The organism is Mesorhizobium sp. WSM4307, from assembly GCF_007003945.1.
GTDB lineage: Bacteria > Pseudomonadota > Alphaproteobacteria > Rhizobiales > Rhizobiaceae > Mesorhizobium.
Genome location: NZ_VFTB01000003.1, coordinates 194,399 through 206,664 on the forward strand (window position 1 = coordinate 194,399; position 12,266 = coordinate 206,664).

Genomic DNA, 12,266 nt, shown 5'->3' on the forward strand with positions numbered 1-12,266 from the left:
TTTTGATGTCTGAACTGAACGACTATCTGGTCCGCTCGGCGGCCGCGATCACGGCGATGGTCAAGCGTGACCTGACCGGCGAGATGGAGCGGGCGGCGAGCGCCGTGGTGACGGCGCTTTCATCGGGCAAGGCCTTGCTGATCGCCGGCAATGGCGGTTCGGCGAGCGACGCCATCCACATAGCCGGCGAATTGGTCGGCCGCTTCCTCAAGGAGCGCAAGGCCTACAATGTCATCGCGCTGCCGGCCAATGCGGCGGTGCTGACGGCCTGGGGCAATGATTACGGCTTCGACACGGTGTTCTCGCGCCAGGTCGAGGCGCATGGCACGGTCGGAGGCGTGCTTCTGGCGATCTCGACCAGCGGCAATTCGCCGAGCATCCTGGCCGCCGCCGAACAGGCGCGGATGATGGACATGACGGTGATCGGCCTGACCGGCGACACCGGCGGCAAACTCAAGCCGCTGTGCGACATCCTGCTCAACGTGCCCTCGACCTCGACGCCGATCATCCAGCAGGGGCATCTGTGCCTCTACCATCACCTCTGCGAAGTGGTCGAAGCGCGTCTTAGCAATGGCTGACAGGACGGCGCCGCCACATCCGCTGACCGAGCCGGGCGTGTGGGTCGAGCGCATCGGAAACCGAATTTTCCCGCCGCACCTGCCGGCGCTGTTCCTCGACCGCGACGGCACCATCAACGTCGATACCGATTATCCCAGCGACCCGGCCGAGATAGAGCTCAGGCCGCAGATGCTGCCGGCGATCGCAGCCGCCAACCGGGCGGGAATCCCGGTTGTGGTGGTCACCAACCAGTCCGGCATCGCGCGCGGCTATTTCGGCTGGAGCGCCTTTGCGGCGGTGAACGGCCGCGTGCTCGAGCTGTTGGGCGAGGAGGGCGTGTTCGTCGACATGGTGATTGCCTGCGCCTACCACGAGGCCGGCGTCGGACCACTCGCCATCCCCGATCATCCGATGCGCAAGCCCAATCCAGGCATGCTGGTCGATGTGGGCAAACGCCTTGCTCTCGATCTCCAGCGCTCGCTGATCGTCGGCGACAAGCTTGCCGACATGCAGGCGGGAAAGCGCGCCGGTCTGGCACTGGGCTGGCTGGTCGACGGCGAGGCTGCGGTCCAGCCCGGCTTCGCCATTCGGCCCCTGCGGGGCAGCAGCGACCTTGGTGAGTTGCTCGCCGCCGTTGAAGCGCTCGGCCGGGACAACCGTTCCTGATCCCGGCCTGACGGCTCACGCAGGATCGTTGCGTTCCGAGGCTTCGTAGAGCTTTGCCTCGGTGGCGAAGGAATAGATCATCACCGACATCGAGTAGACGAAGCCGTGCCGGCCGCACAGGAAATAGCGCTTGGCCAGGTAGAATTTCAGGAAGTTGCCGAGCGGCGACAGCACCAGCCGCACAAGGCCGGGCTTCTTGCCCTTCTCGACCAGCGTGACGGCCTTGAGGCTGGAATAGGCGTTGGCCCGGGCGAGACCTTCCTCGATCGATATTTCACGGCGATGCAGCAGGACGCCCTCTTCGATCGTGCCGGTCTCGCCCGGCACGTGGAAGGCTTCGTGCACCCGCGCGGTGAGATCGATGGTGGCGCCCTCCCGACGGAAAAGCCGCATCAGCCTGTTGTGCAGCACCCAGCGATGCGCATAGCCATAGCCCTTCAGCCAATCGCGGCGACGGATGTACCAGCCGCGGATCTTGCCATCGGCGGCCTGCGTGATGGCCACGATCGACTGCCGCAAATGGTCGTCGACGCGCTCGTCCGGGTCGATCGAAAGGCACCAGGGCTGGGTCGCGTGGTCGAGCGAGAATTGCCGCTGGCGGGGAAAACCCGGCCAGTCATTGTGCAGCAGCGTTATCGGGTAGCCCTTGGCGATATAGCTTTTGACGCATTCGATGGTGCCATCAGTAGAACCGGAATCGACGATGATGATCTCGGAGCAGAAGTCGATGCTTTCCAGGCACGGGCCGATCATGTCGGCCTCGTTCACGCAGATGATAAGCGCCGAGACCGGGCTTGCAAATCGAGTCATGGTCCCCCTCCCATGGCGGGCCGCCCCCAGAGCAACGCTGCTTTCGCCATCTGTACCCAAGCAAATCCGCACGGAAAACCGTTACACACTTTTCCTGGAATCGCTTGAGAAACCAATTAGCGGTCAGCCAAGCGACGAAGTCCGGCAGAGCCGTCCAGCCTTGTACATCAGCGTCTGTCGAATACCAACGCGGCGCCGGTGTGGCGAAGGCCAGGAATTCGCCAGCGCACAGGCGCTCGCCTCGCCTCAGGGGCGTTCGAAGGAAACCAGGCCCTCATCCTTGACCCGGCGTATGGTGAGAGCGGTGCGCACCGTGTCGACATTCGGCGTCGAGGTCAGCTCCTCGATGACGAAGGTCTGGAAGGCGCCGAGGTCGCTTGCCACGCAGTGCAGCAGGAAATCGGATTCGCCCGAGACCATCCAGGCATCGCGCACGATCGGCCAGCCGCGCGTGCGCTCGGCGAAGGTGCGCAGTTCGGCATCGGCCTGGTGATGCAGGCCGACCAGGCAGAAGGCGACGACATCGAGGCCGAGCGCCGGGGCATTGAGCAGCGCGCGGTAGCCGCGGATGATGCCGGCCTCCTCCAGCCGCTTGACCCGGCGCAGGCAGGGCGGGGCCGAAATGCCGACACGGTTCGACAGCTCGACATTGGTCATGCGCCCATCCGCCTGCAGCTCGCGCAGGATCTTCCAGTCGATGGCGTCGAGGTCGGCTTTCAGCGGCATGGCGGTCTCAGCTCGGCGCAAGAATCTTTCGCGATTTTGTAATTAAACGACTTTTGTGTCGGCGCCAGCCCTCATCAACGCGATTTTTGAATGGTAACGAAAGCGGCAATGGCGCGAATAAGCGCTTTGGGCCGAAGCTTTCCGGGGACGACGGCCCGTTCGTCTTGCTGGCGTGGTTGGCAACCCTTACATTGAGCGCGAATTCCACGTCTTTTTCCAAGGCATCGTCCGCCCGCAGAGGTTTTAGATGACCACCAAGCACGCGCCCGTTCTCATCATCGGTTCCGGCCCCGCAGGCTATACGGCGGCGGTCTATGCCGCGCGCGCCATGCTGAAGCCGATGCTGGTCGCCGGCCTGCAGCAAGGCGGCCAGCTGATGATCACCACCGATGTCGAAAACTATCCCGGCTTCGCCGATCCCATCCAGGGACCGTGGCTGATGGAACAGATGCTGAAGCAGGCAGAGCATGTCGGCACCGACATCATCAACGACATCATCACCGAGGTAGACCTCAACGTGCGGCCGTTTCGCGCCAAGGGCGATTCCGGCACCACCTACACCGCCGACGCGCTGATCATCGCAACCGGCGCGCAGGCCAAGTGGCTGGGCATTCCGACCGAGCAGGATTTCATGGGCTTCGGTGTCTCGGCCTGCGCCACCTGTGACGGCTTCTTCTATCGCGGCAAGGATGTCGCGGTGGTCGGCGGCGGCAATTCGGCGGTGGAAGAGGCGCTCTATCTGTCGAACCTCGCCAAGAGCGTCACGGTCATCCATCGGCGCAGCGACTTCCGCGCCGAGCGCATCCTGCGCGAGCGGCTGCTGCAGAAGGACAATGTCCGCGTCATCTGGGACACGGTGGTCGACGAGATCACCGGCCGCCCCGGCAAGGCGCCGCTGCCACCGTCAGTCGAAGGGCTGAAGCTCAAGCATGCGGTGACCGGTGCCGAAACCCACCTCAAGGTCGACGGTGTGTTCGTGGCGATCGGCCATGCGCCGGCGGTCGAGCTGTTTGTCGGCAAGCTGAAGCAGAAGCCGAACGGTTACTTGTGGACGGCGCCGAATTCGACCCGCACCGACGTGCCCGGCGTGTTCGCGGCCGGCGACGTGACCGACGATGTCTACCGCCAGGCGGTGACGGCGGCGGGGCTCGGCTGCATGGCGGCACTCGAAGCGGAAAAGTATCTCGCCGGCATCGAGGTGCACCGCGAAGCAGCCGAATAACGGCCGCTTTAAACTGTTAAAAAAACGGCTTAGAAACGCCGTGTAAAAGCCTGATTTTTCATTCAGACGCCAAACAGAACGAGGGGAATCATGGCGTTGGACTGGGACAAGCTACGCGTGTTTCACGCTGCGGCGGAAGCGGGGTCGTTTACGCACGCGGCCGAGACATTGCACCTGTCGCAATCGGCGATCTCGCGGCAGGTCAGTGCGCTCGAGCACGATGTCGGCGTGCCGCTGTTCAACCGCCATGCGCGCGGCCTGGTGTTGACCGAACAAGGCGAGATGCTGTTTCGCACGGCGCATGACGTGCTGATGAAGCTCGAGACCATCAAGTCGCGCCTGACCGAGACCAAGGACCGGCCCTCCGGCGTGCTTCGCGTCACGACAACGGTTGGCCTCGGCGCCGGCTGGCTGACCGAACGGGTGCAGGAGTTCATCGAGCTTTATCCGGAAGTCAGCCTGCAGCTGATCCTCGCCAATGAGGAGCTCGACCTCACCATGCGCCAGGCCGATTGCGCCATCCGGCTGCGCCAGCCCCAGCAGCCGGACCTGATCCAGCGCCGCCTGTTCACCGTGCATTTCCACCTCTATGCGGCACCCTCCTATGTCGCCAAGCATGGCAAGCCAGCCTCGGTCGCGGAGCTCAGAAACCATCGCATCGTCACCTTCGGCCTGCCGGTGCCGTCGCATCTGTCGGAGTTGAACTGGCTGGAGACGGTCGGCGATTTCGAGGGCGGCCAACGTGTGCCGTCGCTGCAGATCAACGACATCTTGTCGATCAAGCGCGCCGTGCAGGGCGGCGCAGGCATCGCCATGCTGCCCGATTATGTGATCAACAAGGACTCCGGCCTGGTGCAGCTTTTGCCGGAAACCGAGGTGCCGTCCTTCGACACCTATTTCGCCTATCCCGACGCGATGAAGAACCAGGCCAAGCTGCACGTGTTCCGCGATTTCATTATCGCCAAAGCGCGCAGTTGGTCATTCTAGCCCTAGCGGACGATCGGCAGCACTGGTGATCTGTTCGCCCCGCCAGGGCGTCAGGCGCGGCAGCCAGCCGGGGACGTTGCGTCGATAGGTTTCATAGTCGGCGCCGTAGCGGCGGGCGAGCGTCGGCTCCTCGTAGAATTTGGCGAAGGAGCTCATGACAACAGCGCCGATGACGGCATAGCCGACAAGCGTCCAGCTCGAGAACAGCAGCGCCTGGCCGAGGATGATCGACAGCACGGCGACATACATGGGGTTGCGGACATGGCGGTAGATGCCGCCGATCACGAGCTTCTCCGTCGGCGCGACCGGGGCCGGCGTGCCCAGCCCCTCGAGCGCGAAGCTGGCGAAAGCATGCAGCAGAACAGCAGCCGCGGCGACGATGAGGACGCCGCCGGCAGGAACAAAGCCCGGCATGGTGGACCACGGCAGGCGATAATGATCGCTGAGCAGCCAGGGAACCAGCCCGGCGACCACGCCGGGTGCCGCGATGAAGAAGGCCGTGCTGCCGGCGATCGCCGAAAACGTCCGCATTGGCTGCTTTCTCTCCGATTGCCTCAGAAATGGACGTCTGCTGCCTGCTTCGACATCATTGCGTAATTTTGGTGGTTTGGGGCGAAAACCGGTCGCGATTCACGCTTCTGTAGTGACGATTGCGTGGTTGAGCGCCCCATTTTTGACGATTCTGCTGGTCCTATTGGCTCGTGGAATGGGTTGGACCACAGCCTATGTCTTTTTGCATGCGTGTGTTGCAAAATAGATGCTTGTTTCTTGGGCATGTTGAGCACATATATAGATCATCTCCTGGGCGCGTTCTCCTCCCATTAGCGCCCTTGAGTGTTCCCCTCTGGAGGTTAGCCTTAACAGGCACTTCCAATCAAACTCAGCCGGATCTTCACTGATCCGGCTTTTTTTTTTGTTGCCCGGACCCTGCCGGGATGGCTGGGAATTCCACGAGAATTGCCGCGTAACAGTGTCATGTAACCTCTGGTAACATGACAACGATGCCTTCCGCTGCTATGAAGAGGCTAGGACGCGGTGTGGTTCGGACGGGAGATGGGGGCATCACTCGTACGGCCCGGGCTCAGGCGGCTACCGCGTCCGAACCCTTTTCCGCCGAAAGCGGCGACTGTACATGCGGCGGGCCTGCCGTTTCCCCTCCCGAGAAAACGGTCCGCAAACAAAACGACGTCCGGCTCCCCGGGCGTCGTTTTTGGTATTTATCCCCTCGAACAAGGGTTCGAGGGGATGGTGTGTCGAAATCAGGATCAGGCGGCCTTGCCGTTGGTATTCATCGCTTCGTCGGCGAGACGGCCGGTGAGTTCGGCCATATGGTCGAAGACGGCGCGATAGCTGGCGACGCCCGCGGTCGCCGAGCGCAGTTCGATGATCAGGTCGCCGATCTCGGCCTGCGGCATGGTCGCCTCGACGACGTCCCATCCCGGCCATCCCGGCCGCGCGTCATAGCCGAGGATCTGGCCGCGCCGCTGCGGGATCAGCGCGATGATCTTCGACGTCGCGTCGGACGGCGTGACGATCTCGACCTTCATCACCGGCTCGAGCAGCACCGGCGAGCAGGCGGCCATGCCTTCCTTCATCGCGAGCTTCGCTGCCATCTGGAAGGCCATGTCGGAGGAATCCACCGCATGGTAGGAGCCGTCCGACAGGTTGACGGCGACGTCGACGACGGGGAAGCCGAGCGGGCCGTTCTTCAAGTAGTCGCGTATGCCTGTCTCCACCGACTGGATGTAGGTCTTCGGCACGACGCCGCCGGTGATGGTGTCGGTGAACTGGAAGCCTGAGCCGCGCGGCAGCGGCTTGATCTCGATCACCACATCGCCGAACTGGCCATGGCCGCCCGACTGCTTCTTGTGGCGGCCGCGCTGCTGCGCCGATTTGCGGATCGTCTCGCGGTAGGGCACCGCGGGCGCGTGGCCTTCGACGGGGATCTGGTTCTTGCCCTCCAGCCGCTCGCGCACGACGCGCAGATGCATTTCGCCATGGCCCGACAGCACCGTCTCGGCCGAGTCCTGGTTGTGGCGCAGGCTGAGCGAGGGATCTTCCTCGGCCAGCCGCTGGATGGCGGCCGACATCTTGACCTCGTCCTTGCGTTCCTTCGGCCGCAGCGCGAAGGCGAAGACCGGCTGCGGCGGCTCGAACGTGAACAGCTGTTTGGTGCCGCCCTTGGCCGAGGTCAGCGTCTGGCCGGTCTTGACCTCGTCCAGCTTGCCCAGCGCCACCGTGTCGCCGGCCTTGGCGGCGGTGAGCTTGAACTGATCCTTGCCGAGCATCTTGTAGATGCCGGAAACCTTGGCGGTGTCGCCGCCGGGCAGCCACAGCTCGGAGCCGTCGGCGACCTGGCCGGACAGGATGCGCGACACCGACAGCTTGCCGCCATGCGGCGTGTGGATGGTCTTCATCACCTGGACCACGGTGGCCCCGCCGTCCGAGGCACCAAGCCGCTTGCGGGTCGCCTCGATGTCGGGTGCGTCGTGGCGGATCGCCTTCAAGAGGCGCAGCACCCCATTGCCCTTTTCGGCGGTGCCGATCAGCACCGGCGTCACCACGCCTTCGCGCAGGTCGGCGGCGAGGTCGTCGAAGATCGCGTCCTTCGGCGGTTCGATCTCCTCGAGCAACTGTTCCATCAGCTGGTCGTCGTGGTCGGCCAGGGTCTCGAGCATGGAGAAGCGCGCCTCCAATTCGCGCGCCTTGTCGTCGCCCGGTATCTGAGCCACCTCGCTTTCGGCATATTCGCGGTAGATATAGGCGCGTTCCAGCGCCAGATCGATCGAGCCGATGACGACGCCGTCCTTGCGCAGCGGAATCTGGCGCAGCAACAGCGGCACCGAGCTCGCCGGCTGCAGCATCTTCAGCGTGTCGCGTACGCCTGAAATCGCCTTGTCGACCTTGTTGAGGAACAGGATCCGCGGCACGCCGAGATCGTCGAGCTTGCGGATGATGAGCTGCAGGGCAGGGATCTTCTTTTCGTCGGCCTCGGCAACGACCACCGCGAGGTCGCAGGCGGCCAGCACCGGCTCGGCCTCGAAGGAGAATTCGATCGAGCCGGGACAATCGACGAAGGTGATCTGCTCGCCCATGAATTCGGTGGTGGCGATCGTCGCCTCGACGCTCATGGCGTGGGCGCGCGCCTCCGGCGAATGATCCGAGACGGTGCTGCCTGATGAAACGGGATTTTGTCGGGGGATGGCGCCCGTGCGGGCCAATATGGCTTCGAGAAGTGTCGTCTTACCGCTTGCAAAGGGACCGACTATGGCAATGCATTTCGGTCCCGTGCGTCGTCCTCCGGCGCGAGTACCCATGGCTGACCTCCACTCAGGCGTTTCCCTAGGGACCGACTGCTTGCATGGTTCAGGCGTGGTCAGTCGGTCCTGAGCGGCGGCCGGCCTGTTCGACCGTCGCGGGCGGGGTTCTTTTCCTGTTGCCACCTGCCCTGAAGCATCGTCCCACTTGTTTGCCGGCAGGGCAAGGAAAATAGAAATCCGCTGCCGTGTGGTGGTCTCAGGCGCTCAGCGCCAGGGGTTCGGCATCGATGGCGCGAAAGGGCGCCTTGTCGCGCGGCGCCGGCCTGCCAAAGAAGTAGCCCTGGAAACGGTTGCAGCCGGCGGCCTTGGCCAGCGCGAACTCTTCCTGCGTCTCCACGCCTTCCGCCACGATGGTGAAAGGTTCATGGTTAAGGAGAGAAAACCGCTTCTTCCGCCAGGCAGCCGAAACAGCCGGTTGCGCCTCGGGCGATATCGGCCGACAATGCGTTTGCCTCGACGAGCAGCGGCGTTTGCGGCCGGTCGCTTCACCACCAGTTTCAGGATCAGACGATGAAGATCATTGCTTGCGGCAGCGTGTCGACCATCATAGCGCCGGAAAAATACTTCACCGGCCGGGTTCTGCAGACGCCGATCATCGAGGCGGAGGCGCCGGCGCGACTGAGGGCGACACTGGTCAGCTTCGAACCGGGGGCGCGCACCCACTGGCACACACATCCGCTCGGTCAGACGCTCTACGTCACCTCGGGCGCCGGGCTTGCCCAGACATGGGGCGGGCCGGTCCAGGAGATCAGGGCAGGCGACGTGATCTGGTTCGCGCCCGACGAAAAGCACTGGCATGGCGCCGGGCCGAAGACGGCGATGACGCATATCGCCATGCAGGAAGCGCGCGACGGCGTCCATGCCGATTGGCTGGAAGCGGTTTCCGGCGAGCAATATGGCAGCTGAGTCCTGGCCATCCGCGGACGGCAGGCCTATTCGGGCCGCACCATCCTGAGGAACAGAGCGGAAAGGTTTGCAGCGAGCTCTGCACGTTTCATGTTGGGATGGACCATGCCGAAGAATCGCCTGCCGCTCGTCGCCGCCGTCTATCTCGGCACGTTTGTCGCTTTGCTCGACGTCAGCATCGTCAATGTCGCGCTGCCGACCATCCAGCAGGCGCTGCACACCGATTTCGGCGGCATGCAATGGGTGGTCGATGCCTACACGCTGTGCCTGTCGGCCTTCATGCTGTCGTCGGGGCTGATCGGCGACCGCTATGGCCGCAAGCGCTCATGGCTGGCCGGCGTCGGCATCTTCGTTGCCGGTTCGCTGATCTGTGCCGTCGCGCCCAATTTGCCGGCGCTGCTCGCCGGCCGGGTGGTGCAAGGCATCGCCGGCTCGCTGCTCATTCCAGGCGCGTTGTCGATCCTGACGCAGGCCTTCGCCGATCCGCGCCAGCGGGCCGGCGTCATCGGCGGCTGGGCCTCGTTCGCCGCGGTTTCTCTGGTCGTCGGCCCGGTGCTTGGCGGCATTCTGGTGCAGACGGTCGGCTGGCAGAGCATCTTCCTGATCAATTTGCCGCTCGGCCTTTTCACCATCGCGCTGGGCGCTGTGTCGATCGAGGAGACGGCGCATCCCGAACATGCCCATCTCGACCTTGTCGGCCTGGCGCTCTCGATCCTGTGGCTCGGCGCTCTCACCTTCGGCCTGATCTCGGCCGGCGAGAGCGGCTGGAGCGATGCCTGGACCATCACGGCCATCCTTGCCGGCGTCGTCGGCCTGGTGGTCTTCCTTGGCTTCGAGGCGCGCACGCCACGGCCCATGCTGCCGCTTGGCCTGTTCCGCGACGTGCGCTTTGCCGTCGCCAACGTCGCCTCGTTCGCGCTCGGCTTCACCTCCTACAGCTGCGTGTTCTTCTTCTCGATGTTCCTGCAGCAGGTGCAGGGCTGGTCGCCGACGCAGACCGGCCTGCGCATGGCGCCGGCCTTTCTTATCCAGATCGTCGTGTCGCCCTGGATCGGCCGGCTGAGCGCCCGCTATGGGCATTCGCTCTTGATGACGGCGGGCTACGTGCTGATCGGGCTTTCGATGCTCGGCATGTGCTGGGCCGGGCCGTCGACGCCATACGCGCTGCTCTGCGCCCTGTTCATCATCAACGGTCTCGGCAACTCGCTGGCGATACCGACCGGCAGTGCCGCCGCAATGTCCTACGCGCCGCGCGAGCGCTCCGGCATGGTGTCGGCCGTCATCAACGCCACCCGCCAGGGCGGGCTGGCCATCGGCATCGCGCTGCTAGGCGCGCTGATGAGCATGCGGGCGACGAGCCTCTTGACCGGATATCTCGGTGACGCCGGTGTCGGCAATGCCGAAGCGGTGGCGCGTGCCGCCATATCACGGCATGATTTCGCGACCGACGCGGCAATCGGCGAGGATGGCGTGCATCGGCTGTTCGCCACCGCCTATGCCGGCGGCGCCGCAATGCTGACGGCGGCGATTGCCGCGTTCCTCACCGCCGCTCTGCTGGTCATGGTCCTGGCGCCGGCCGAGGCGCGTTCGGCCAGGCAAGCAAAGCAGCAGGCGTAAGGTGCCTGGCCGCCAACAACAACCCGGCGATGATGGCGCCGGGTTTCTTTTGTCGTCAGATCGATCCGATCAGGTCAGCGATGCCGTGAAGCGCTGGATGCGCGTGCAGGCTTCCTCCAGCAGTGCATCCGAGGTCGCATAGGAGATGCGGAAGTTGGGGCCGAGGCCGAAGGCCGAGCCGAACACTACCGCCACGCCTTCCGCCTCGAGCAGTTCCGAGCAGAAGGCCTCGTCCGTGTCGATCACCTTGCCGGCCTTGGTCTTCTTGCCGATCAGCTGGGCGCAGGAGGGATAGACATAGAAGGCGCCTTCCGGCGACGGGCACGTGATGCCGCGCGCCTGGTTGAGCATCGAGACGACGAGGTCGCGCCGCCCTTGGAAGATCGCCTTGTTCCTGGCGATGAAGTCCTGCGGGCCGTTGAGCGCCTCGACGGAAGCCCATTGCGCGATGGTGCAGGCGCCCGAGGTCTGCTGGCCCTGGATCATGTCCATCGCCTTGATCAGTTGGACCGGACCGGCGGCATAGCCGATGCGCCAGCCAGTCATGGCATAGGCTTTCGACACGCCGTTCATGGTCAGCGTGCGCTCATAGAGCTTCGGCTCGACCTCGGCGATGGTCTTGAAGACGAAGTCGCCATAGGTCAGGTGCTCGTACATGTCATCGGTCAGCGTCCAGACATGCGGATGCTTCAACAGCACGTCGGCCAGCGCGCGCAGTTCGGCTTGCGTGTAGGCCGCGCCCGACGGGTTGGACGGTGAGTTCATCAGCAGCCATTTGGTCTTCGGGGTGATCGCCTTTTCCAGCACTTCGGGCGTCAGCTTGAAACCATTCTCGATCGAGGTGTCGGCGAACACCGACGTGCCGCCGCAGATCGCCACCATTTCGGGGTAGCTGACCCAGTAGGGGCGGGGGATGATGACCTCGTCGCCGGGGTTCAATGTCGCCATGAAGGCGTTGAACAGGATCTGCTTGCCGCCGGTGCCGACAATGGTCTGCTCGGGCTTGTAGTCGAGATTGTTCTCGCGCTTGAATTTTTTTGCGATCGCCTCGCGCAGCGGCACGATGCCCGAAACCGGCGGGTACTTGGTTTCGCCACGGCGGATGGCTTCGATCGCCGCATTCTTGATGTTGTCGGGCGTGTCGAAATCCGGTTCGCCGGCGCCGAGGCCGATAATGTCACGGCCGGCATTTTTCAGCTCGCGCGCTTTCTGCGTCACCGCGATGGTGGCGGAAGGCTTTACGCGGGAAAGGGTGTCGGCAAGAAAGGCCATGACCAGATATCTCTCCTTGAGAAGATCGGCGCGGCCAGGAGCGGCCGCGGCGCTTCTCATGTCGCATGATTCCGCTCAGTGCAAGCTTTGTCGGCTGATCCAGACCTCAAGGAGCCGTGATTGCCACCTGTGAGCGGCAACAAAAAATTCATTAACGGGCGGTAAGGGCTTGAGTGGCAGGA

At 63.9% G+C, this 12,266-nt stretch carries 12 protein-coding genes; 6 read left to right on the forward strand and 6 right to left on the reverse strand.

The annotated features are described in order from the left end of the window. The first annotated feature begins 5 nt into the window (after window positions 1–5). Together FJV83_RS07980 and gmhB are read left to right on the forward strand one after the other, a co-directional pair. Window positions 6–578: an SIS domain-containing protein gene (locus tag FJV83_RS07980; RefSeq protein WP_095773597.1), complete on the forward strand. Its 573-nt coding sequence runs from the start codon at window positions 6–8 to the stop codon at window positions 576–578. After that, complete coding sequence (gene gmhB, locus FJV83_RS07985) at window positions 571–1,224, forward strand: D-glycero-beta-D-manno-heptose 1,7-bisphosphate 7-phosphatase (protein WP_095789113.1); 654 nt, start codon at window positions 571–573, stop codon at window positions 1,222–1,224. Before FJV83_RS07980 ends, gmhB begins: the two co-directional genes overlap by 8 nt. Window positions 1,225–1,239: 15 nt before the next feature. On the opposite strand, the gene FJV83_RS07990 is transcribed toward gmhB, so the two are convergent. Together FJV83_RS07990 and FJV83_RS07995 are read right to left on the reverse strand one after the other, a co-directional pair. Next, complete coding sequence (locus tag FJV83_RS07990) at window positions 1,240–2,034, reverse strand: glycosyltransferase family 2 protein (protein ID WP_142886024.1); 795 nt, start codon at window positions 2,032–2,034, stop codon at window positions 1,240–1,242. A gap of 246 nt (window positions 2,035–2,280) precedes the next feature. Then, window positions 2,281–2,760, reverse strand: a complete 480-nt coding sequence (locus tag FJV83_RS07995; RefSeq protein ID WP_019860544.1) for an Lrp/AsnC family transcriptional regulator — start codon at window positions 2,758–2,760, stop codon at window positions 2,281–2,283. 247 nt (window positions 2,761–3,007) lie between these two features. Between FJV83_RS07995 and trxB the strand changes: the two genes are divergently transcribed. Together trxB and FJV83_RS08005 are read left to right on the forward strand one after the other, a co-directional pair. Further along, window positions 3,008–3,982 carry a thioredoxin-disulfide reductase gene (gene trxB / locus FJV83_RS08000; protein ID WP_032931359.1) on the forward strand — a complete coding sequence of 325 codons (975 nt, stop codon included), beginning with the start codon at window positions 3,008–3,010 and terminating at the stop codon, window positions 3,980–3,982. A 90-nt stretch (window positions 3,983–4,072) separates the two neighbouring features. Further along, window positions 4,073–4,969: a LysR family transcriptional regulator gene (locus FJV83_RS08005; RefSeq protein WP_095773600.1), complete on the forward strand. Its 897-nt coding sequence runs from the start codon at window positions 4,073–4,075 to the stop codon at window positions 4,967–4,969. On the opposite strand, the gene FJV83_RS08010 is transcribed toward FJV83_RS08005, so the two are convergent. From FJV83_RS08010 to FJV83_RS36900, 3 genes are all read right to left on the reverse strand, one after another. Further along, window positions 4,961–5,500: an isoprenylcysteine carboxylmethyltransferase family protein gene (locus tag FJV83_RS08010; RefSeq protein WP_142886023.1), complete on the reverse strand. Its 540-nt coding sequence runs from the start codon at window positions 5,498–5,500 to the stop codon at window positions 4,961–4,963. The two genes, FJV83_RS08005 and FJV83_RS08010, sit on opposite strands and share 9 nt — an antisense overlap. Before the next feature lie 734 nt (window positions 5,501–6,234). Then, window positions 6,235–8,286, reverse strand: a complete 2,052-nt coding sequence (locus FJV83_RS08015; protein WP_095773602.1) for an elongation factor G — start codon at window positions 8,284–8,286, stop codon at window positions 6,235–6,237. Between the two features lie 199 nt (window positions 8,287–8,485). Beyond that, window positions 8,486–8,638 carry an EAL domain-containing protein gene (locus tag FJV83_RS36900; RefSeq protein WP_245437788.1) on the reverse strand — a complete coding sequence of 51 codons (153 nt, stop codon included), beginning with the start codon at window positions 8,636–8,638 and terminating at the stop codon, window positions 8,486–8,488. 161 nt (window positions 8,639–8,799) lie between these two features. On the opposite strand from FJV83_RS36900, the gene FJV83_RS08025 reads away from it, so the two are divergent. Both FJV83_RS08025 and FJV83_RS08030 read left to right on the forward strand, forming a co-directional pair. After that, window positions 8,800–9,195: a cupin domain-containing protein gene (locus FJV83_RS08025; RefSeq protein ID WP_095789115.1), complete on the forward strand. Its 396-nt coding sequence runs from the start codon at window positions 8,800–8,802 to the stop codon at window positions 9,193–9,195. Window positions 9,196–9,300: 105 nt separating this feature from the next. Further along, window positions 9,301–10,812: an MFS transporter gene (locus FJV83_RS08030; RefSeq protein ID WP_142886022.1), complete on the forward strand. Its 1,512-nt coding sequence runs from the start codon at window positions 9,301–9,303 to the stop codon at window positions 10,810–10,812. Between the two features lie 69 nt (window positions 10,813–10,881). Here FJV83_RS08030 and FJV83_RS08035 read toward each other — a convergent pair whose 3' ends face one another. Then, window positions 10,882–12,084: a pyridoxal phosphate-dependent aminotransferase gene (locus FJV83_RS08035; RefSeq protein ID WP_095773722.1), complete on the reverse strand. Its 1,203-nt coding sequence runs from the start codon at window positions 12,082–12,084 to the stop codon at window positions 10,882–10,884. Window positions 12,085–12,266: the final 182 nt, after the last annotated feature.

Excerpts from the sequence above, each read along its gene's own strand:
- FJV83_RS07980 (WP_095773597.1), top strand. The coding sequence starts at position 6 with ATGTCTGAACTGAACGACTATCTGGTCCGCTCGGCGGCCGCGATCACG.
- gmhB (WP_095789113.1), top strand. The coding sequence starts at position 571 with ATGGCTGACAGGACGGCGCCGCCACATCCGCTGACCGAGCCGGGCGTG.
- FJV83_RS07990 (WP_142886024.1), bottom strand. The coding sequence starts at position 2,034 with ATGACTCGATTTGCAAGCCCGGTCTCGGCGCTTATCATCTGCGTGAAC.
- FJV83_RS07995 (WP_019860544.1), bottom strand. The coding sequence starts at position 2,760 with ATGCCGCTGAAAGCCGACCTCGACGCCATCGACTGGAAGATCCTGCGC.
- trxB (WP_032931359.1), top strand. The coding sequence starts at position 3,008 with ATGACCACCAAGCACGCGCCCGTTCTCATCATCGGTTCCGGCCCCGCA.
- FJV83_RS08005 (WP_095773600.1), top strand. The coding sequence starts at position 4,073 with ATGGCGTTGGACTGGGACAAGCTACGCGTGTTTCACGCTGCGGCGGAA.
- FJV83_RS08010 (WP_142886023.1), bottom strand. The coding sequence starts at position 5,500 with ATGCGGACGTTTTCGGCGATCGCCGGCAGCACGGCCTTCTTCATCGCG.
- FJV83_RS08015 (WP_095773602.1), bottom strand. The coding sequence starts at position 8,286 with ATGGGTACTCGCGCCGGAGGACGACGCACGGGACCGAAATGCATTGCC.
- FJV83_RS08025 (WP_095789115.1), top strand. The coding sequence starts at position 8,800 with ATGAAGATCATTGCTTGCGGCAGCGTGTCGACCATCATAGCGCCGGAA.
- FJV83_RS08030 (WP_142886022.1), top strand. The coding sequence starts at position 9,301 with ATGCCGAAGAATCGCCTGCCGCTCGTCGCCGCCGTCTATCTCGGCACG.
- FJV83_RS08035 (WP_095773722.1), bottom strand. The coding sequence starts at position 12,084 with ATGGCCTTTCTTGCCGACACCCTTTCCCGCGTAAAGCCTTCCGCCACC.